Raw genomic sequence first — 20,835 nt, forward strand, 5'->3', positions numbered from 1 at the left:
TTGATCGGCGCCTGTACCGAACAGAGTGATAAGAAACCGGAGAAAGCCGAATCGGGCCGGGAGCCGGCTGAGACCGTAAGCGAGAAGCAAGAGACAATCAAGGTTACAGCTATGAAGTTCGGTTTCGGCGAACTGCCGCCGAACGACGGTCCCGGCGTGAAGATGATCAATGAGCGTTTCAACGTCGATTATCAAATCAATCAGGTACCGCAAGCGAGCTATGGGGAAAAATTGAGCGCCGTGCTCGCATCGGGTACGATCCCGGATATGATCGCATTCGAAGCGCCTGATCTTACGAATCGTTATGCGAAGTTTGCCAAGCAGGGGGCGTTTTTGCCGCTTGACGACTATATCGACGACTACCCGTCGCTAAAGGCGGTTCCGGAATTTGTCTGGAATCAATTCAAAGTCGACGGTAAGATTTACGCCATTCCAAAATATTATCCGAAGTTCGGCTTCCTGCCGATGATCCGCCAGGACTGGCTGGATAATCTGGGGCTTGAGGTCCCGACTAACTACGAGGAGCTTAAAGAGGTAGCAATCGCGTTTACGAAGAATGATCCGGACAAGAATGGCAAGAACGATACGTACGGAATCGCTCTCGGCAAAGACATCAATCCGAACTATAATCTTGGAGCTTATTGGGATCCCGCAGCTTGGTATCACAAAAACGGGCAAGGCGAATTTATTCCGGGGATCGTCTCGGATGCGAGGAAAGAGCAGATTCAGTGGTTTGCGGATTTGTACAAGGAAAATGCAATCACGCGGGACTTTGCAACTCTTGACTGGAATGCGACCAACAAGGAATTTTATTCGGGAACCGCCGGTATTTTTGTCGGAACGCCCCGCGGCATGATCCAGGCGAACTCGGACAGCTTGCTTGAGCTTTACCCGGGTGCGAAGTATACGTTCATGAAACCCGCAGCCGCGCCCGACGGCTCGCAAGGACTTGCTTCAAGCAGCGGCTTCGCAGGGTTCATGACCATCTCGGCGGAAGCGGGCAAGAATCCGGAGAAGGTGAAACGCATTTTGGATATGGTGGCTGTACCGCGTACTCTCATTCCGGTCGATCAATCGAATCCGGATAACGTGGACTTTGATTGGCTGATGGGAGGACTCGGGCAAGGCTACGACATGGTTGAGGGAGCTGTGGTCGCCAAGCCGAACGCGTTGAAGGACGGTTTGCGTCCGACCTCCTATTTGCTCGACGACGTCTCCTGGCCGGAGAAGGAATTCGACAAAATTTACAAATACGCCAATCCGATTCTTGATGCCGTCGTTCAGGAGATGGTGAAGTTTCACGGAGAAAGCAAATTTTACGGCTCGCCCCATTATGCTGCCGATTCTCCGACTTATGTAGCTAGAGGTGTGGAGCTAAACAAGTTCCTGCTCGATGAGCAAACGAAAATGATAGCAGGCCAGCGCCAGGTCTCCGATTGGGACGCTATGGTCGAGGAATGGATGTCAAAGGGTGGCGCCGATTGGATTCAGGAAGTTAACGCCTCCACAACTCTTCAAGATTCGAAGGATGCCTGGGAATAACGAAACCATGTATGGGAGGGAACATCGATGAAATCACAATCAGCATCCGCCGTTCCCGCAGGTCTGGAGACTTCCGAAGTCAGGAAGCCTTCGATTGGCCGCCTCCTGTGGCGAAAGCGGTACGCCTACTTGCTGGTCCTGCCCGGCGTGCTTTATTTTATCGTATACCGGTATGTACCGATGCTGGGGTCCGTCATTGCTTTCCAGGACTACAGCCCATTTCTCGGTTTTGCAGGGAGCGAGTGGGTTGGCCTGAAGCATTTCGCCACCATATTTGAAGACGCGGAAGTCGTGCAGGTGCTTTGGAACACGCTGGCGCTGTCGTTTCTTCAGATCCTTTTCGCTTTTCCGGCGCCTATCATCCTGGCTTTAATGCTCAATGAAGTGAGAAACAAGGTGTACAAAAGCCTTATTCAATCGATGGTCTATTTGCCTCACTTTTTGTCGTGGGTCATCGTTGCCGGCATTTCCACCGTCTTCCTGAGGGGCAGCGGCATAATCAATTCGTTTCTGCAAGTGAAGCTTGGATTGGGTCCTATCGACTTTTTGACGGATCCCGGGTTGTTTCGACCGCTCGTCGTGCTGCAGGTGATCTGGAAGGAAGCGGGCTGGGGAACGATTATTTTTCTGGCGGCGCTGTCCGGCATTTCCCCGAATCTTTACGAAGCGTCCGTTATGGACGGCGCGGGCCGGTGGCGCCAGCTGTGGCACATTACGCTTCCGGGTATCCGCAGCACTATCGTTATTCTGCTCATTTTGCGGCTGGGCAACGTGCTCGACAGCGGGTGGGAGCAGATATTCCTGATGCTGAACTCTTTCAATATGGATATCGGCAATGTGCTTGACACGTATGTGTACTTCAAAGGGATCGATCAATCGGATTACAGCTTCGCCACCGCTGTCGGACTGTTTAAAGGCTTGATCGGCTTGCTGCTCGTAGTCGGAGCCAACCGGCTGGTCAAACGGTTCGGGGAGGAGGGGATCTATTGATGAACACTTCAATCGGTAAAAGAGGACGCGGCATCCGCAGGTCTTTCTCCAGCTTTTTTTTCGACAGCGTAAATGTGTTCCTGCTTGGCGCGATTGGAATCATCATGCTGCTGCCGTTCATCTATATTTTCTCGGTATCGTTTTCGAGCTTGCATGAATATATGGCGAGCGATCTGCTGCTGTGGCCGAAGAATTGGGTGACCGATGCCTATCAATATATTCTGGCCTCTGAGGCTTTCGTCAGGTCGATTGGCGTCACCGTTTTCGTTACGGTCGCGGGTACGATTGTCAATCTGGTGTTTACCTCCTCCATGGCGTTCGGCTTGACACGCAGATTGCCCGGTGAATCGATCATCATGTTCATGGTGCTGTTTACCGTCCTTTTCTCCGCCGGCATGATTCCGACGTACCTGATCGTCAAGGAAACCGGGCTGCTGGACAGCTTGTGGGCGTTAATTCTTCCCGCTGCCATCGCGCCTTTCAATCTAATCGTCATGCGGCAATTTTTCCTAAGCATTCCGGAGGAGTTGAACGAGGCGGCGTATATCGACGGGGCGAATGAGCTGCAGACCTATCTGCGCATTATCCTGCCGCTTTCGAAGCCGGCGCTGGCCACGTTCTGCCTGTTTTACGCGGTTGGGCACTGGAACAACTATTTCGGTGGGATTTTGTACCTGAACGACCCGACACAGTGGCCGATTCAGGTCATTCTGCGGCAGATCGTCGTGCTCAACGATCCGATCAACTCGCTCGGAGCCGTCGAACTGATGATGGAAAACCAGCCGCCACCGGAGACGATCCAGATGGCCGCGATTCTTCTCGCTACGCTGCCGATTCTTATCGTATATCCGTTTTTACAGAAGCATTTCGCCAAGGGAGTAATGATAGGATCCATAAAAGGTTAACACCAGATGCAATGGAGGCGAACGAATGAATAGTCAAGCTGGTCAAATGCCGAAGGCCCTCGAAGATTTGGGAATTTGTACGGAACTAGGACAGCCTATCCGCAACGCGACTACCCATGCCGGAGGCTTTGTCAAGGGGGAGGACGGCAGGGATTCGCTTTATCTGGTATTGGACGGAGCGACCGGCGAGGATGCCCGGCTGGTCGAAATTGATCTGGACGCAGAGCGGGCGGTTCGAACAATCCGGCTGCCAGGTGCGATGGGCGCCTTCACCGCCGGCACGGCGGCGGACGGAAGCATTTACGTCGGCTCCCTTAATCAGGGAGGCGTATACCGCTACACGCCATGGGACGGCAAAGTCGAGAGTCTGGGAAAGCCGACACCAGAAACATCGTTCAACTATGGGTTCACGCCCGGTTCGGACGGATCGATGTATGGCGGAACATATCCGGGCTGCGTGTTCTACAGGATAAAACCGGGAGCAGGCTTCGAAGTGATCGGTCCGCGTCCGTTCATAAAGGACGAATCTTACGTCCGTTCCCTCTCTCATACAGAATGCGGCAGATACAGTTATGTTGGAATCGGCGCACACGCCAGCTTGAAGCGATATGACCACGTCACAGGGGAGATTCGGGAACTGCTTTCCGAGAAGTATCAGAACGACGAGTTTGTGTACACCTCGAATCTGGTAGAAGGCAAGCTTATTATTCGTCTTCATCCTTCAAATCGCATGCTTGTATTTGCCGTTGAACGGTTTGCGGGAGGTGAGGTGGAGGAACGCCTTGAATTTACTGCGCCGAATATCGGAAGTATGGGTGTGTCACAGGCACATCGGGGAGTCGTCTATTTTACGTCTGCCGGGATTCTGCACAGTTATCACCTAGAATCCTCTACGATAGAGCGATTGGATGTGTCGACGGCGATCAACCCGTCTGTAATGGGCTTTGCAGAGCTTGCCGACCAGACGACTTTTCCGGGGAGAACGCTGGTCGGGGCGGGAAGCAGACTCGGAAAAGTCCTGATTTTCAAATATAATCCCTCTTCTGGAGCATATGCGTCGTTCGACCTGGATGCAGATGGAACGCCTACCGATCTGCAATGTGTCGTCGCGGGTTCGGACGGCAAGCTGTACATTGGCGCTTTTCTGGTAGGGGGTACTTCCATCCTCGACCCGGAAACGGATACGTTTGTCGAATACAAAGGCGTCGGGCAGATCGAGAACATTGCGGAGCTGAGCGGCAAAATGTATTTCGGCGTCTATCCACTCGCGAAGCTCTATGAGTATGATCCTTCCCGTCAATGGGACATTCATGAGGGCGGAGACAATCCAAAGCTGTTGTTCGATCACGCCGAGCACGAGCAGGACCGTCCTTATGGCATGGCGGTCGGGGAAGGGAAGCTGTTCATCGGTACGATCTGCGGCTACGGCAAGCTGGGCGGAGCTATCTTGACCTACAATCCCGCAACCGGAGAGAGGGGAGCGCACCGCAATCCGCTTCCGAATCTAAGCATCGTCTCTCTTAATTATAGGGATGGCTTTCTTTACGGGGGAACGACGGTATACGGCGGTCTGGGCATCGCTCCCGCCCCGGATGAGGAAGCCAAAATTCTTGTGTATGATGTCTCCCTTCAAAAGGGGATAGGCGTTTCGCTGCCGGTTCGCGGCATAAAGGCCATCACAGCTCTTGCATTCGATGCGAAAGGTTTGCTGTGGGGAATAGCAGAAGGCTATTTGTTTGCTTACGATGCCGCAGGCGATCGATTCTTGTCGTTCGAACAGCTTTTTCCGGAGGTCGATTACAGTAAAAAAGCAGTTTGGCGCGACGCTGCGCTGTTATTCAGCCGGGACGGCCATTTATATGGGACGGTAAGCGGACGGTATCTGTTCCGATATGACCCCGAAGCGCGGGCGATGTCTTTGCTTGTTGACGACGGGGCGAAGTTTCTTGCGCAGGACCCTCAAGGCCGGTTCTATTTTTCGGACTCCAAAACCCGCTTGCGTCGTTATTCGAACCGGAACTGAAACCGGTCCTGAGGATTCGTTAACTTTGAGGGAAATGAGGGGATGAAGTTTATGAAAAAGGGATTATCCCGGATCGCCAGGCTGTTGGCCGCTGCGGTCTTGTTAACTTGTATCGGCTGGGGGAATACGATGAAGAGCTATGCGGAGGACGGCGGCACTGAGACCGGAACTTATGAAAACCTGGGGACGGCGATCTACCGGGTAGTCGCGGTAGCGGGTGCGCCCTTTAAAGACGCATCGGGCCGTTCCTTTATTAGCGGAAGCGTCAACGGGTCGCCTGCCCAGTTTGCCGTGCTGGACGCCGAAACGCTGGAAGTGGTCAAAGTACTCGAAATTCCGGACACGACATCGGCCGTAGCCGTGCATACAGGCGCTGATGGAAATGTGTACATCGGCACGACGGGCTCCGGTCTGCTTTACCGTTATGTACCGGGAGCGGACCAGCTTGAGCTTGTCGGGAAGCCAATCGCCTCCGAAACGCATATCTACGATATGACCAACGGTCCGGACGGCAAAATCTACGGCGGCACCTATCCTGGCGGAAAGCTATTCGAGTTCGATACCGCTGCAGGCACCTTCCGTGATCTCGGTTCGCCCGTGTCGGGAGAAAAATATGCGCGTCAAGTTCTCTATGATGCCGATAGGGAGCTGCTCATCGTCGGCACAGGAGCGAATTGCAAGCTGGTGGAAGTCGATCTTGCCACCGGAGCGGTTTCCGACAATATGCTCCCGGCCGACCTCAGCGCGGAGGCGTACCCGAACAGCATCGACCTGATCGGGGGCAAGCTGTTTCTGCAGCTTAACAAAACGTCGACGATGATCGTGCTGGACCCTGCGACACGCACTATCGAATATAAGATCACGAAAACATCGGCCAATGCCCTGTCAGCGCCGGCAGGAGATAGCGCTTATCTGTTCGTGCCGGGAGACGCTCACCTATATGCATACCATGTGAATGAGAAACGGCTGGAAAAGGTGGTGCGACTCGGGGGCTACAACGGATGGAAATCGGCGTCATTCATAACGCCCGGGACACTGTCAGCCTGGATGGGATACAACGCGGCCCTCACCTATGACCTGGCAACAGGGACTATCAACAGCAGAACCGTGGATGTTCCCGGACAGCCCATTGAAATCCGCTCAATAGGAAAGGGACCTGATGGCAATATTTATGCATCGGGCACGCAGGGCGGAAACGGTATATATAACCCGGATACCGGCGTGCTCACATCGCGGGGGTCGGGCATCAGTCAGGCTGAGGGTATGACCTATCTGGGAAATACGATGTACTTCGGCATTTATCCCCAAGCCCGCCTATCGGCCCTTGATACCAGCCAGCCATGGGCGCCCAAAGAAGTGGCGAGGATGCCGGCAGACAGCCTGCAGGACCGGCCATTTGGGATGGCAGCTTCGGAGCAGTTCGGCAAAGTGTTCATGGGCAGCGTGCCTCAATACGGACAGCTTGGCGGAGCATTTTCCATATACGACCCAACCGACGGTTCACTTCAAACTTACCGCAACCTCGTGCAGGATCAGAGCATTGTCACATTGGTGGAGAAGGACGGCAAAATCTACGGAGGCACCTCGATCTGGGGTGCATACGGGGCGCCTGATCCGACGCAGACCGAAGGCAAGCTGTTTGTGTGGGACATCGCAACAGGACAGAAGGAGCGGGAGCTGACGCCCGTAGCCGGCAAAGAAGCAGTAACGTCACTCATTGTCGGGCCTAACGGTAACATCTGGGGATTTGACGAAGGCTGGCTGTTTATCTATGATCCTATCTCCGGGCAGATCATTCATCAATCGGAGCTATTCCCTGTTTCCTATGCGGGTACCGTCTGGACGGATGCGTTTATGCTGGTCGGAAAGGACGGTAACGTCTACGGGACGGCACGGGGCATATTTTTCAGGATCGACGCGGCTTCCAAGCAGGTTACGATTCTGGATAACACAAATGGATTCGACAATTTGACGCAGGATGATCGCGGGAACATGTACATGCGCTCCGCCAAGGAGGGACGCAAGCACGAGCTGTGGCGTTATACGGATCCTGCCATCGTGAATCCTCCAGTTACGTTGGAGTCGGTTACCGTGAAGGTGGACCGTCTTGCATCAGAAGATCAGCTTCCGCATCCCACGGCCGCAAAGCTGAGGCAGTCGCTCAAGCAGGCGGGGCATCATCGGTTGGCCGGAAGAATCGAACAAGAGCTTTATCATTTGACCAAAGCTCTGGAGGAGCTGAACACAGCATGGAGAGAAGGTGAAGTTTCGGATGCCGTACATGCCGATCTCGCATCTGATATAGGAAGGCTTCTTGAAAGATAGTGGGTTCGACAATCGATAAGGATAGCTCATTACAGCCAGATATGCCGACGCTGTTCAAAGCTTTCTCGGTTAGTTTGGGAAGCCGTGTGTTACGCGGCTCTTTTTTTTAAGATAAGAAAGTATAAAATTTCGGGGGTCACGAAGTGGCTCCTTTATTGTCGTTGCGGTAGGTTATGGGTATGAACATATATCTATTGTCGATTTTGGACAAGAACTTGTATTCATTGCCGCATCGTTCCGATGTAAGTGGGACACCAGACAGTTCTGCGCGCCATCTGTATCATAAAAACTTCTTGTTTATAACCAAGTTCATAAAGTATAATTTTTCCATTCATATTAGTGAGGTAATAAGGTCCCAAAATAGCAGCCTATGAAAGGGTGTAGACTATGCATAGCTTGCCAAGCAAATTGAATCGGGAAAGTTTAAAGAACATCTACAAAAGGAGTTTTCAGCTGAGACAGTTGTACGATTGGGTGAGTTGAGCGCGGATGAATTAATGAAGCACTTAAATCAAGTAATTAGTGTTCCAATTAATCTTTCAGGAGAAATGAGTCATGAACTTCTCGAACTCTATTACACAGCTTCATGGTTTAATATATTCGAAAATCGAAATCTTCCGCGCAATACAAGTGTTTTTGAGGTAGGTGCAGGAGATATTGTTTATATTCCAAAAGCACTAACTGCCTACTCTTCAGGGCAAGGCGGGAAATATGTAACCGCCAATTTAAATAAGGAACTCTCCCATGGATTTCGCGAAAAGATAAAAGGAATGCATATAAATATGGATATCATTCAAGACGATGGCGCAAATATTTTGAATTATTATAGCGAAGAATCATTTGAAGTCATAGCCTTTCACCATGCCATTAATGATATTATTCAGACGATAATCGCCGACATAGAAGGCATTGACACGATAAATAACAACTGGTGGACGATCGAACCTCAGTTGCTTCAGGCAGTTATGGAGTACCATAATACAGGGAAATTAATAAATGCAGCATATGACGCATTTATTCGCATAATCGATACGTGCAATCGGTTGTTAAAGAAAGGCGGCTATATGATTTTCGATAATTGTACGTATGCAGGTTATGAGAGTATGGGATACTCATCAGAATTTCATAGTGCTTACATAAACTTAGCCAGAGAGTGGATCAAAGAAGCAGATCTGGGACTGGTGGAAGTTGAGATGCTATCGTATGACAGTAAGTGGTGGATGGTATTGAGAAAAGTTTAGCGTCTTCAACTTATAGGAAACGACAGTTGTATAATTAACATGAATGAGCGGGCGCTGCGGAGCCTGCTCATTTCATTAAGAAAAGGGGAATTGAAAATGAATGAACAAAGTGAAAAAAATAAAAAGGCATGGGAATATCGAGCCTATGAATTTTGGAACAAAAGAAACGGAACGCCTAAGGAGAAAGCAAATGAAATATTAGAAAACCCAAGAGCATGTCTTAAAAAGCATAAACAGCATTTCGAATACATTGAAGGGAAAAAGATTGCCAATCTTTGTGGGTCGAATGGAAGAAAGGCAGTCCCACTAGCTTTATTAGGAGCAGAAGTAACCGTATTTGATATTTCAGAAGAAAATAAAAAATATGCTTTAGAATTGGCGGAATATGCAGTTGCCTCAATTGATTTTATTGTTACTGACATTTATGATATAGACCTAAAAAAGTATGAGGGTTATTTTGACATGCTTTATTTAGAAGGCGGAATATTACATTACTTTAATGATATTGAAAAGTTGATGTCGATTCTCTATTCATTACTAAAAGCTGGAGGGGAAATGATTCTTAGTGATTTTCATCCTTTAAGAAAATGTATAGTTTCTGGCAGTGAAGAAGTCAATTATTTCGATAAGGAATTACGAAATGGAGACGTGGCATATAAGGGTTTCTTTGATGAGAGTGAACAGCAGCATTTTCCAGATGTATTAATTAGATTATATACACTTAGCGAGATTATAAATTCAGTCATTTCATCAGGGTTTAAATTAGAGAAATTTGATGAACATCGTGGCTGGAATAATGAGAATATTCCATGGGAATTTACTATAATAGCAGGGAAATAACAGACAAGCTAAAAAGGAGAAATGATGATGGCAACGATAAATGATGAACCGATTGCAAAAGCTGAAATGTTAATTAGAAAACCAGTTGAAGAGGTGTTTCAGGCTTTTATCGACCCTGCGATCACTACAAAATTCTGGTTCACCAAAAGCAGCGGGAGCTTAGAAGCGGGAAGACGAGTTCAGTGGGATTGGGAAATGTACGGTGCTTCTGCAGAGGTTGAAGTAAAAGAAATCGAGAAAAATAAGCGAATACTTATCGATTTTGGCAGCACAGTCGAATGGATTTTTACTCCTCGGACAGAAAACGAAACTTTAGTCTCGATTACTAACTCAGGGTTTATGGGAGATGGGGATGAGATCGTAAAGCGAGCCATAGATTCAACGGAAGGATTTACGATTGTCCTCTGCGGTCTAAAGGCGCTTCTCGAGCACGGTATCGTATTAAATCTCGTTTCGGATAAGGCTCCTGATGCGCACGTGATTTGAAAATAGCTTAATATTGAAGGAGCTTGATCTAATGGTTCATGAAACAAACGGATCGTATTATGCAGTTATATTTTCAAGTCAACGCACTGATGGAGATAATGGATATAGTAATATGACGGAAAAAATGGAGCGGCTTGCAATGGAGCAACCCGGTTTCCTAGGAGTTGAAAGTGCTAGGGATTCTTCAGGAGCCGGCATTACTATTTCCTATTGGGATAGCATGGAGGCGATCAATAATTGGAAGCAGAATCAATCACACAAAGTTGCTCAGGAGAAAGGTATACAAGACTGGTACCAAAATTACAAAGTGAAAATTTGCAAAGTGGAAAGAGAGTATTCCTTCTAAAAGGATTTGTCATATGAGCCGGGGAAATAACGAAGTTGCTTTAGGGGGCAAAAAGAAGGACATTCTATTAATTATTGTAGAATGTCCTTATTATTCAGTGAATTTTTTTACATTCTACTAACTTCGTTGCCTGTTCTCCCGCGATAGGCATGTGAATGGGGATGACTGCCGTTAATAGTGGTATATCCTTCAAATAAATGATAGTGTCCTCCACCGGGAAGGGCGATGGCTGGGCCGGTTGTTCCCGTAATAAGGTGGGTATGGCCGCGATTCAGTGAAGTGAAAGTTTGATATCCATGTACATGAGGCACCCCGGTAGGTGCAGGAGCGGTCCAACTCGAATATTGATGAGAATGCCCGTCATCGATGGAGGTTTCACCGGAAAAGGCATGAACATGGACAGGGTCTCCATTCCAAGACGTTATATATAGCTTATGCGAATGATGGAAGTCGTCTTCTTCGGAAGATCTCATCACAAATCCGGTAACAGGAATATTCATTTTTAGCTTTTCTACAATCCTGATGCTTTTTATTACAAGAGTTCAATAAACAAAGTAGGCAGCCGATGCAGATTGAACGGCTGCCTTTTCTTGCTATCAGGAAAGTGATTGTGCAAAATTCAATAAATTAAGCAGTAACTACCTAGTAATCATCTTCAGAAAAGGGTAGGAATAGGGGGGCACGCAACGGCATCAATTATTCTTGGATCAAACAGGAGCCTAATAAGATGAAGAAGTCAGTCTATGACATGTGGTTAGTCACATTGTAATTAAGTTAAACGGGTAACGATAACACAATGACATTAGGCTGCCAGCATTATCGGCAGCATGTTCAGCTTACGGACAGTAATGTTGGTTATATGTTAATATGTTCCTATATTGTAAAGTTCAATACTAAAAGTGCTGCTGCGTGGTTTCAATTCACTATGCTAAGAGCAGGATATTCAAAATCATAGCTGATAAAGCAGGAAGAGGTATTATGGAATCACCAAAAAGAAGGCTAAAAGTAATTATGTCGTGTACAGCATTACCACTTGTAGCTGTTTCTGTATTCTTTTTCATATATGATTTCCCAAAAAAGATTGATCTTGAGTATCCAGCTTTGGAATATCGGGTAGGCAAACCTGAAAGTGGAGAAGTAACAACAATCAAAGTTAAGGGAACTATATATAACCCCTTGTTCCGTGATCCATCCTTTCATGGACAATTCATTATTAATAAATATGATTACACAAAAAATTATCAATTGCGGGATATTGATTTTTATCAAGATCTATTATTCTATCATCATAATGAAAATGGAACACCTATTCACAAGCCTTTAGGTTATCTAATGATCTCGGATAATTTTGCCCAACTGAGCATATATGTGAATGAAAAAATTAATGACAATGAATTGATGGAAAAGGACCTAAGAATATCGGCACCTGCTAAAAATTACGAGGAAGCCATGAGAATTAACGCAGAGTTAAAAGCGAACTAACTGACAATGGCTAACCTAACGAGCAGAATACTTATAACCATAAATAACCACCTATAAACCAAGATTTAAGTTATTATTGTTATCAGTATCCTAATGTATTGGATGTAAGCCTATGCGGAATATAGATTACAGATATAATTTTACAACGCTTCATTAATGACGGAGGTATCGAAGACTGATGAATATAACAGGTATCCGGTACGAACACTTCAATGAAAAAGATTATAATGTCGCAAGAGAATTATTAAGCTATGACGTCGACGCGGGTGAAGACATCCTTCGGGTGCTTGCTGAAGAGCCAGAATTATTTATTACCGCGTTCATTGACGATAAGCTTGTTGCAATGGCCCAAGTGAACGAGCCTGCATCTCAGTCCTACTTAACTGTGTTTGTCTCTCCACAGTTTCGCAGGCAAGGAATCGGTTCTGCAATGGTAAAGTATGCTGAAACCGAATTGCGGGCGGGCGGGACCCAAAAAGTCAGGAGTTCCTTTCGTGCCGGTCATCACTCATCTCTTGCGTTTGCGCGCAAGCTCGGTTATGACCAATACTTTTCATCGGCTTTAATGCAGCGAACTGGCGATCCCTTTCCCCTGGAAGAGCTTCCGGTGAGACTGTATACGGACGAAGACTATCTTGCCAGTCAGTCACTGTATGCCACAGCTTTTCATGAAATGCGCGTCCGTGTCGGGTGCTTTCCCGATTCTGTGGTTGCGAAGCCCAGTGAAAAAGAACGAAGAGCATGGAAAGAGGACGCGGAAAACCGTTTTGTCTACGAAATAAATGGGGAAATCGTCGCTTATAGCCACCTTTCTGGTAATGAACTCAGCAGTATTTCCGTCTGTAAAGACTTTCAAGGGCATGGGATCGGAAGAAAGTTTGTTATGTATTTATGTAACGAGATCTATCAGCGTGGCGGTGCAAACGTCGACCTTTGGTGTGTTGTCGGGAATTATGCCAGAAATCTGTATGACAGCCTTGGCTTTAAAGAAAAGTATATTATGCAATTCATGCGGAAAACGCTGTAATTTTTGCCAGCTACTTGTTTCTTTTGAACTAGTCTATATTAAAAAAATAATCAAAACTACTTTTCAGTTGTAAAACATCATTCGTTCCTATATTGGACTGTGGAAAAATGATCTCTCCGTTTTCATCGAAGTAACTAGAAATAGATCTTCTAGGACCATCCTGGTCCGTATAATAAAATCCTTGTTTAGATTCATCTTTTTTTTATGTCATTGTGTGTAACTGACGGCCGCCTTCAAGTATTCATAAATTAAGCTAACGAGGATTACGTAGTGTCGGATGAAAAACATTTACAAATTGTCGCATACTACGATATGCCTAAAATGGGAATTTTTATAAATTTGATCTATATCAAAGATGAGGGTGGGGTATAAAAATGAACGACGCTATGAGTGAGCGACTTATTAGACGGGTGTGTTGTAATTATATTCCGGTCAATGACACCAAGAAATCTGCCGAATGGTACGTAAAACATTTTAAATTTAATTGGAACGGTGATGCAGGTCCTGAGAGCAGTGCCATGCTTTACATGCGTGAAGGCGCAATTTTTTTAATACCCGTTAAGGATAGAAAAACGTTAAGTTTCCTCACCAAGGGAGAAGATGGATCAGATTTCGAAATGTTTACAATAAATTTTGAAGTAGATGAAGAAGTAATTGATTCTCTATACCAAGGTTTGAAAGAAGATGGAGCGGTATTGACTGACTTAATTGATGAGGGTATCTGCGGTAGAAGCTTTCACTTCAGAGATTTGGACGGGCATAAGTTTTCTGTAGTCACTCCTTATAAAGGATGAGAAAACATCAGCTGGGCATTTTCGGGATTTTTTCTAAAAACAATCTATTCTGAAATCGGCATACTTCCTCCACCGTTCTCTCTTGCGACTCTTTTTTTCGGCGGATTGAGCCTGGGAACCTCTCAAACGCAGTGGGCATAAGCTGATAATATATGTCATTTTGAGAGGATGTCTTGTACATGTTTCCTTATCTCCAAGAAATTCATCAATTCCCCTATCCCGATTATAGGTTTATGGCCCGCGGTTATTATAACTCCCCTTATTCTAATGGATGGTGGCTCTGGAGCAATGGTGTCCTCGAATCGGATGAAAGATACTATTTACCTGTACAGCAACGGCTTACCTTCGTGCTTGTGCATGGCTCTTGGGCTGACGCTCACTTCTGGGACGGCGTAGCGGCGGTGCTGCGCAGTCAAGGGCATGCCGTTTATACGCCGGAATACGCAGGTCATGGCAAAGATCCGAATAAAGATGTCACGCATGCGATGATCACGAAGTCCGTCGTTGACTTTATAACGAAACTGAACCTACGCAACTTCGTTCTCGTCGGGCACAGCTTCGGCGGATCTGTCATCCAAAAGGTTGCAGAACAGGTACCGGATCGCATCAAGCGTCTCGTCTTCTGGGACGCGTTCGTACTGAAAGATGGTGAATCTGTTGCCGACGAGTTACCGCCCCAAACGAGACAAGGTTTCGAGCAACTTAGAGCCGGCTCGAAGGATGATACGATCATGCTTCCGTTTCCACTGTTTCGGGATTTGTTCGTCAATACGGCCACATTTGAGGAAGCCAGACGGATGTATGCAGACGTTAATCCGGAACCGGCTAGACCGCTTTTCGAGAAGCTGGATCTTAAAGCATTCTACGAGTTGCCTATACCGAAAAGTTATGTTTATTTTTTCCAAGACAATGCATTGCCACAAGGAGAGGGATTCGGTTGGAATCCGCATATGTCCAGACGACTCGGCCAGTTCCGCCTTATCGTCGGTGACGGGGACCACTTTACGGATACTCGCACAAGGCCGGACATGTTGGCACAGAAGTTATACGAGGCGGGCCGGGACTAACGTGCTGTAAGAGGTACACCGAGTGCTTAAACCGAGCGATGAGAGGTTTTTGAGCCAATACTTGGTGAACTTACGACTCTTCCAATTGCCCTGACTCCTGGCGCCGCCAACTCAAGAAAACCAAGGATAATGCAATTACCGAGAGGATAGCCCCAAGCAGTCGAAATCCCCCGGCGCTGAACTTATCTCCCATTACGATGCCTAGCAACAATGAAGAGAGAATGGTTCCCAGGTATCTCGATGTCATAAATACTCCTGATGCAACACCGATAATTTCTTTTGGAGAACTTTTGAACAAGGCTGCTTGCATGCCGACATTGTTCAAACCGTTGCTAATACCGAATGCAGCTAACGCCAAACACACACTGAAAACCGGTGAAGTTTGATTTAATGTCACTATCCAAACTGATCCAAGTGTCATCAATATTCCGGATACTAGCAATGCTGGTCGAGGTCCTGATTTATCTATCCATCGTCCTGCTATTGGAGAAACAACGAGCGAGCACAAACCTAAGCTTAGCATGAGAATCCCTGTATGGAATTCACTGACATGACGAACCATTTGCAAGTAGGACGGAAGCCCGAAAAAGAGCGAGTAATAAAGTACGTTAACGAGCATGAATTCGACATTAACCCAAGTCATCGCAGGATATTTAGCGAATGTGCGTAAAGGAATAAAGGGTGAAGTCGCTTTTAACTCATGTCGAACGAATGCTCCCAGCGCAACGAGGCCTATCAGCAAGGCAATGACATTTCCTAATGAGATATACCCAGATGATTTTGCTGAGAGTAATCCAAGGAGCAGGGCAACCAGCCCTACTGTGAAGAGCAGGATCCCTGACGCATCAATCAAATCAAACCATTTACGAAAGGACATGTTGCGTTCAACGGATGTTGACGGTTTGTCCTTAGGAATATTCCTCCAAGATAATAGAAAGCTCACCACCACGAATGGAATATTGACGAAAAAGATAGCAGGCCAGCCCCACCAATGAATCAAGACCCCACCAATAAAGGGTCCAATTGCTGCCGCTCCGGATAGGAATATGGACAAAACAGACAGCGCAGTCGCTTGTTTCTCCGTAATATGAATTCGCACAAGGGCCATTCCAACCGCAACCATCATGCTTGTTCCGATGGCTTGCACAATGCGGAACACGATGAGCCACCCGAAGTTTAGTGAAAATGGAGCTAATAATGATGCAATGAAGGCTACAACAAGCCCGGTAAGAAATATCTTCCTACGACCGAATAAATCGCTGGCCTTTCCCATGACAGGTTGAGCGATGCTACTTGCAATGTAGAAAGAAAAAATAATCCAGGAAACACCAGTAAAGTCAAGTTGGAACACATTTTGCAGACTTGAAATAGCAACAGAAACCATTGAAGAATTTAATGGGTTCAATAGTATCCCTAGACCAACAGAAATCATTAACCACCTGCTGCGAACTCTCATTTTTGGTCCCCCCAAAAATCGTATTAATGTCATCGTAAATGAAATCGGTTATTCATTCCAACGCATTTCATGTTATGATCTCATTAACTAGAGGGAATGAATGGAGGATGCGAAATGGAACTTCTTCAACTGCAATATTTTCTCACGGTAGCTCGTTTGGAACATGTGACCGAAGCTGCACGAACTCTACACGTTACTCAATCGTCACTAAGCAAAACGATACAACGCTTGGAGGAGGATTTAGGGGTCCCTCTATTCGATCGAATAGGGAGGAAGCTGCGATTGAATGAGTTCGGAAGCAGATTCCTTCGCCGTGCAGAAAGGGCGTTGTTTGAATTGGAACAGGGGAAGCAGGAGATTAGCGATTTATCCAGCCCGGAACATGGCACACTCGAATTGGCGGTGACAACCGCAAGTACGTTACCAAATATCCTTCGAGATTTCCGGAAAAAGCGGCCCAATATCCAATTTCATGTGCAAATGCTGACCACGCAGGAAATGGTTACGCTTCTTAATAGAGGAGAGGTTGATTTTTGCTTGTCCTCACCTCCTATAGAAGGGGATGACATAGAATGTCAAATCGTGTTTATCGACCCAATCCTTGTAGCCGTTCCTAAGGAGCATCGGCTGGCAGATCGAAGCAGCGTATCCTTGACAGAGCTAAGGGATGAATGGTTTGTCGGTGTAAAGAGAGGCTACGGTACTCGCGATTTAATTGACTCTGTATGCAAATCGGTTGGATTTGTACCTAAATATGTGTATGAGGGGGATGAGCCTGCAAGGCTAAGCGCTCTTGTGGAAGCCGAAATTGGCCTAGCCTTCATACCAAGCACGGCAAGGAATTCACGGGAACATATCAAATATCTCCAAGTAGAAGATAACGAATTGGTACGGGAGATAGCTTTATTATGGCGCAGGAGTCGGTACATTTCGCGGGCTGCTCTGGAATTCCGTGAGGTAGTTGTAGAATATTTTGGGGCGTTATCCAAACAGACAATTTAATCGTAATGCACAACTCATACTGATTCTATTGGCGGAACAAAATTGGTGTAATCAGTATAAGGATTAGTATAAGATCCAAACCTTCAGCAAATACTGAAGGTTTTTTTAGGCGTTTTATTGAAAAACTAGGTGGACGACCCGCCTGATCAGTTGTACGCATCTGTAGCATTGCACAATAGAATGGACTCATCGAATATGAACTAGTACCCCCGCACTCAATAGCTTTTAATTTGGTTTTGTTATGTGTATCTAACAATTGGAGGTGCAGTTCACCCATCGCTCTTTTTTATATTTGTTTCAATTGTTTGAGTATGGTTATCCAGATTCTCAAACCTGTCACCCATAGCGTCAAAGCAGACCCAAAACCGATAAAAGTAGACGTCGCAATCAGAGATACACTCCCAAGAGTGGCGTTCATTGGTAAAAAGAAAGTGATAATGCCTAAAATACAGAGAACTACACCTGTACCATAATAAAAATTTTCTCGAAACAATTGAGCCAAAGGAAAAAAATGAATACCAACAATGATAGCCATGATAGGGAAAAAGATTTCAAAATGATTGATTATGTTACAAATCATACTTGCAATAAAGATCGCAAGACCTTCTAGACCAAAGATTAAACCAAATTTTCGATTTATTTTTTTCCAATGTTCCCTCTCTTTCGGTGCAACAGCATTGTTCATGTTACGAGCTTTACCAAAAAGTGAAATGGCTCCGATCAGTAAGATTAATGTCACAATACCCGAAATAACAAGTAACCATGGAGCTCCAAGTTCATGTGAACCAATAATACCAATGGAAGCCCAAAGCGTTCCGAAAAAAGTCATGAACATTACGCCATTTGCAGCTCCAAAAACAGCAGCCTTCGGCAATTTTACTAAATCACTCATATTAAGCAGACTCCTTTAATCCAAATTTTTTATGCACTCTTATAAGATCACATTTTGCCTTTTTTGTCTAGATTTTCTAACAAAGGCTATGTTAAATTATCTCCATTACAAATTAGCTGCAAAAACGGAAATCTGGATATTGTGAAATCTTTAATTGAAGCAGGGGCAGACAAGGAAATTAAAGATGTTGGAAGACAAACGCCTTTATCAATTGCTATTACAAATAGCCACTACGATGTAACCAAATATTTAATTGAAGTTGGAGCAGACATCCATTCTAAAGGTCCTAACAATCTTCAACCGATTCATTTTGCATGTGCTCACGGAGGTCGGAAGATAATTGAATTACTATTATTCAGGGGTGTAGATATAAATTAAGTTGACGGTCTAAAAAGCTCTCTACTTGATTTTACAACAAATCTTGATGGAGGGAATTTAGAAGCGACCAAAACACTGGTGGAAAATGGAATCGATAAAAAGTATTTTTCAACAGCGTTTAAGTGGGCTTGTTGGAGAAATAATCTCAAAATTGCTGAATACTTATTAGCGAAAGGGGCGGATTATAAAAGTGAAACAACCCCTAAATCAGAGTTGTTGTTTTGGATTTGTAGTTTAGGATATAAGGAGATAGTTCAACTATTATTAGAACTTGATGTTGACTTTAAAACACACGTAAAATTTAAAGGTAAAGTATTATCTTATAATGGAAGCCCTTTGGATAGAGCTATTGAAACAAATCAAATCGAAATCGTAAATCTGATTAATTCTAACCAGAAATAGTGCTCATGGGATCTTTGTATTGAACTAACGGGCAAGTTAGCTTAACCACTCAACGCCATAGGAATTAAAGGATATCGGATGGATTTAGCGAATTGATTCCAATTCATAGAAGAGTAATGGGACGTCTGCGTGGAATCTTTCATGCGCCCAAGTATGATAATATTTAGGAAGGATTATGGATAAAAAATGAGAGAATGCAGGTGAGAGATTGAACTTTGTTTTCATTAAACGATTTTTAATATTAGTAGCAAGTCTTTTCATCTGGTTTATCATTCACACTACTTTCGTGATAATAGATGGGTTGAATGATGAATTGAAACCTGTTGACGTAGCTGTAGTATTAGGAAATAAAGTAGAAGTTAATGGGCAGCCTTCTGAGCGGTTAAAAGCAAGATTAGATACGTCCGTAGAACTTTATGATGGGGGCTATTTTACTTTTATCATTGTAAGTGGTGGTATTGGTAAGGAAGGTTTCGATGAGGCAAAGGCTATGAAATCTTACTTAATAGATAAAGAGATACCGGAAGATAAAATTATAGAGGATAATAATGGGTACAACTCATATATGACCGCCCAAAATACCAGCAAGATTATGGATGAAATGGAATTAGACTCCGTTATGGTTATTACTCAATATTTTCATGTATCTAGGACAAAATTAGCGTTTAGAAAAATGGATATTAAAGAAGTGTATTCAGCTCATGCCAAAATCTTTGAGTTTAGAGATATTTACTCAATAATACGAGAATTCCCAGCATATTATAAATATCTCTTTAAATAATGATATAAATAAAATGATAACCTTACCTGCGTTCAAGTAGGACCGAATCAGCTTCAAGACTCGTTTGTCTGAAACCTTCCGTGCCACTCTAACTGTCAGGTGACAAGAACTTTATCTCATTCCTGACGACGATCGTAGGCTTTGTAGCATCAAAGCTACGTTGACTGCAGGAAAGATGATACGAATTAGATCTATCACCATGATTTGTAGGCATCAACTAATTTAAGACTGAATCCACTCAAATATTGGATGACTAGATACTAAGGATATAGGAATCTTACTATAAGGAAGCAGGCTGCAGCGGCATCTTTAAAAAGACATGTACACAAAACAGCTACCTTAAAAGCCTGCATACATAAGTGAAACATCTCCAGAGGCATATAAAAGGACCTATAAGCCATTTTCTTTCTATTGGTCGAAGCCTTACTTCGAATACAAAGGGGAAATGGTGAAATAGGGCCTTTCTGTTGTTTAATGGGTTTTTACGTCTCCGTGGCATCATGCTCACAAAATAATGGTTTTTGTACAGATGTATTGCTGGGCGTTAAGCTAACGAGGAACAATAGCACAATTTCTAAACCACAAGGCTGCCAAGATGACAACCGGCAGTCTCGTTAAACAAACCGACTCAAGCATCTTTATACTAGCGTTTTTAAAAGCTCACTTAAACGAGGCTGATAAATCAAATGATTCCCTCTGATTAGTAGGCTGTCCCCTCTGAAATCCCGATCAGCAGACTGAATGAATTCACCTGTCTCATTAACTAATGTAATATCGAATAGTTCCTTCATGTGACCGTTGCTTTTCATTTGAAGCAAAACATAACTGCTATGCTTGCCGTAACCCTTATCAAATA

19 protein-coding genes and 3 pseudogenes are annotated in these 20,835 nt (G+C 45.2%); 18 read left to right on the forward strand and 4 right to left on the reverse strand.

The annotated features are described in order from the left end of the window. The first annotated feature begins 162 nt into the window (after nucleotides 1-162). From AC0YN7_RS00100 to AC0YN7_RS00145, 10 genes and pseudogenes are all read left to right on the forward strand, one after another. Entirely contained in the window at nucleotides 163-1,542 is a 1,380-nt protein-coding gene (locus AC0YN7_RS00100; RefSeq protein WP_475808462.1) for an extracellular solute-binding protein, read from the forward strand. Between the two features lie 27 nt (nucleotides 1,543-1,569). Continuing rightward, nucleotides 1,570-2,532, forward strand: coding sequence for an ABC transporter permease (locus AC0YN7_RS00105; RefSeq protein WP_475807926.1), 963 nt, complete (start codon nucleotides 1,570-1,572; stop codon nucleotides 2,530-2,532). Then, nucleotides 2,532-3,437 carry a carbohydrate ABC transporter permease gene (locus AC0YN7_RS00110; RefSeq protein ID WP_475808463.1) on the forward strand — a complete coding sequence of 302 codons (906 nt, stop codon included), beginning with the start codon at nucleotides 2,532-2,534 and terminating at the stop codon, nucleotides 3,435-3,437. The genes AC0YN7_RS00105 and AC0YN7_RS00110 overlap by 1 nt, the downstream gene beginning before the upstream one ends. Nucleotides 3,438-3,483: 46 nt before the next feature. After that, a pseudogene (locus AC0YN7_RS00115) lies at nucleotides 3,484-3,783 on the forward strand (hypothetical protein); the annotation flags it as partial. Between the two features lie 84 nt (nucleotides 3,784-3,867). Next, nucleotides 3,868-5,460: a hypothetical protein gene (locus AC0YN7_RS00120; protein WP_475808491.1), complete on the forward strand. Its 1,593-nt coding sequence runs from the start codon at nucleotides 3,868-3,870 to the stop codon at nucleotides 5,458-5,460. Between the two features lie 51 nt (nucleotides 5,461-5,511). Then, the gene (locus tag AC0YN7_RS00125) at nucleotides 5,512-7,785 is read left to right on the forward strand and encodes an FIMAH domain-containing protein (RefSeq protein ID WP_475807927.1); all 2,274 of its coding nucleotides are present in this window, start codon (nucleotides 5,512-5,514) and stop codon (nucleotides 7,783-7,785) included. Between the two features lie 479 nt (nucleotides 7,786-8,264). Then, on the forward strand, nucleotides 8,265-9,026 hold the full coding sequence (locus AC0YN7_RS00130; RefSeq protein ID WP_475807928.1) for a hypothetical protein: 762 nt from the start codon (nucleotides 8,265-8,267) through the stop codon (nucleotides 9,024-9,026). A 96-nt stretch (nucleotides 9,027-9,122) separates the two neighbouring features. Further along, complete coding sequence (locus AC0YN7_RS00135; protein ID WP_475807929.1) at nucleotides 9,123-9,866, forward strand: class I SAM-dependent methyltransferase; 744 nt, start codon at nucleotides 9,123-9,125, stop codon at nucleotides 9,864-9,866. Between the two features lie 27 nt (nucleotides 9,867-9,893). Next, complete coding sequence (locus AC0YN7_RS00140) at nucleotides 9,894-10,352, forward strand: SRPBCC family protein (RefSeq protein WP_475808464.1); 459 nt, start codon at nucleotides 9,894-9,896, stop codon at nucleotides 10,350-10,352. A 31-nt stretch (nucleotides 10,353-10,383) separates the two neighbouring features. Then, nucleotides 10,384-10,698 carry an antibiotic biosynthesis monooxygenase family protein gene (locus AC0YN7_RS00145; RefSeq protein ID WP_475807930.1) on the forward strand — a complete coding sequence of 105 codons (315 nt, stop codon included), beginning with the start codon at nucleotides 10,384-10,386 and terminating at the stop codon, nucleotides 10,696-10,698. A 107-nt stretch (nucleotides 10,699-10,805) separates the two neighbouring features. Here AC0YN7_RS00145 and AC0YN7_RS00150 read toward each other — a convergent pair whose 3' ends face one another. Continuing rightward, nucleotides 10,806-11,198: a YmaF family protein gene (locus tag AC0YN7_RS00150; protein ID WP_475807931.1), complete on the reverse strand. Its 393-nt coding sequence runs from the start codon at nucleotides 11,196-11,198 to the stop codon at nucleotides 10,806-10,808. Nucleotides 11,199-11,676: 478 nt separating this feature from the next. Here AC0YN7_RS00150 and AC0YN7_RS00155 point away from each other — a divergent pair, with 478 nt between their 5' ends. The 4 genes from AC0YN7_RS00155 to AC0YN7_RS00170 all read left to right on the forward strand — a co-directional run bounded on the left by AC0YN7_RS00155 (nucleotide 11,677) and on the right by AC0YN7_RS00170 (nucleotide 15,068). Then, nucleotides 11,677-12,180, forward strand: coding sequence for a hypothetical protein (locus AC0YN7_RS00155; protein WP_475807932.1), 504 nt, complete (start codon nucleotides 11,677-11,679; stop codon nucleotides 12,178-12,180). Nucleotides 12,181-12,358: 178 nt separating this feature from the next. Then, on the forward strand, nucleotides 12,359-13,207 hold the full coding sequence (locus AC0YN7_RS00160; RefSeq protein WP_475807933.1) for a GNAT family N-acetyltransferase: 849 nt from the start codon (nucleotides 12,359-12,361) through the stop codon (nucleotides 13,205-13,207). A 374-nt stretch (nucleotides 13,208-13,581) separates the two neighbouring features. After that, nucleotides 13,582-14,001 (forward strand): VOC family protein, encoded by a 420-nt coding sequence (locus AC0YN7_RS00165; RefSeq protein ID WP_475807934.1) that lies wholly within the window; start codon nucleotides 13,582-13,584, stop codon nucleotides 13,999-14,001. A 179-nt stretch (nucleotides 14,002-14,180) separates the two neighbouring features. Next, nucleotides 14,181-15,068, forward strand: a complete 888-nt coding sequence (locus AC0YN7_RS00170; protein WP_475807935.1) for an alpha/beta fold hydrolase — start codon at nucleotides 14,181-14,183, stop codon at nucleotides 15,066-15,068. Between the two features lie 70 nt (nucleotides 15,069-15,138). On the opposite strand, the gene AC0YN7_RS00175 is transcribed toward AC0YN7_RS00170, so the two are convergent. Then, nucleotides 15,139-16,524, reverse strand: a complete 1,386-nt coding sequence (locus AC0YN7_RS00175; RefSeq protein ID WP_475807936.1) for an MFS transporter — start codon at nucleotides 16,522-16,524, stop codon at nucleotides 15,139-15,141. Between the two features lie 114 nt (nucleotides 16,525-16,638). Here AC0YN7_RS00175 and AC0YN7_RS00180 point away from each other — a divergent pair, with 114 nt between their 5' ends. Continuing rightward, nucleotides 16,639-17,526, forward strand: coding sequence for a LysR family transcriptional regulator (locus AC0YN7_RS00180; protein ID WP_475807937.1), 888 nt, complete (start codon nucleotides 16,639-16,641; stop codon nucleotides 17,524-17,526). A 286-nt stretch (nucleotides 17,527-17,812) separates the two neighbouring features. Here the strand turns inward: AC0YN7_RS00180 and AC0YN7_RS00185 are convergent, their stop codons facing one another. Next, nucleotides 17,813-18,418, reverse strand: coding sequence for a hypothetical protein (locus tag AC0YN7_RS00185; protein ID WP_475807938.1), 606 nt, complete (start codon nucleotides 18,416-18,418; stop codon nucleotides 17,813-17,815). Between the two features lie 63 nt (nucleotides 18,419-18,481). Between AC0YN7_RS00185 and AC0YN7_RS00190 the strand changes: the two genes are divergently transcribed. From AC0YN7_RS00190 to AC0YN7_RS00200, 3 genes and pseudogenes are all read left to right on the forward strand, one after another. Next, on the forward strand, nucleotides 18,482-18,796 hold the full coding sequence (locus AC0YN7_RS00190; RefSeq protein ID WP_475808465.1) for an ankyrin repeat domain-containing protein: 315 nt from the start codon (nucleotides 18,482-18,484) through the stop codon (nucleotides 18,794-18,796). A 63-nt stretch (nucleotides 18,797-18,859) separates the two neighbouring features. Then, nucleotides 18,860-19,198, forward strand: a pseudogene (locus AC0YN7_RS00195) (ankyrin repeat domain-containing protein); the annotation flags it as partial. 313 nt (nucleotides 19,199-19,511) lie between these two features. Then, nucleotides 19,512-19,979 carry a YdcF family protein gene (locus tag AC0YN7_RS00200; protein WP_475807939.1) on the forward strand — a complete coding sequence of 156 codons (468 nt, stop codon included), beginning with the start codon at nucleotides 19,512-19,514 and terminating at the stop codon, nucleotides 19,977-19,979. 24 nt (nucleotides 19,980-20,003) lie between these two features. Here AC0YN7_RS00200 and AC0YN7_RS00205 read toward each other — a convergent pair. Then, a pseudogene (locus tag AC0YN7_RS00205) lies at nucleotides 20,004-20,078 on the reverse strand (reverse transcriptase domain-containing protein); the annotation flags it as partial. Between the last annotated feature and the right edge of the window lie 757 nt (nucleotides 20,079-20,835).

The organism is Paenibacillus sp. J31R122 (assembly GCF_056269185.1).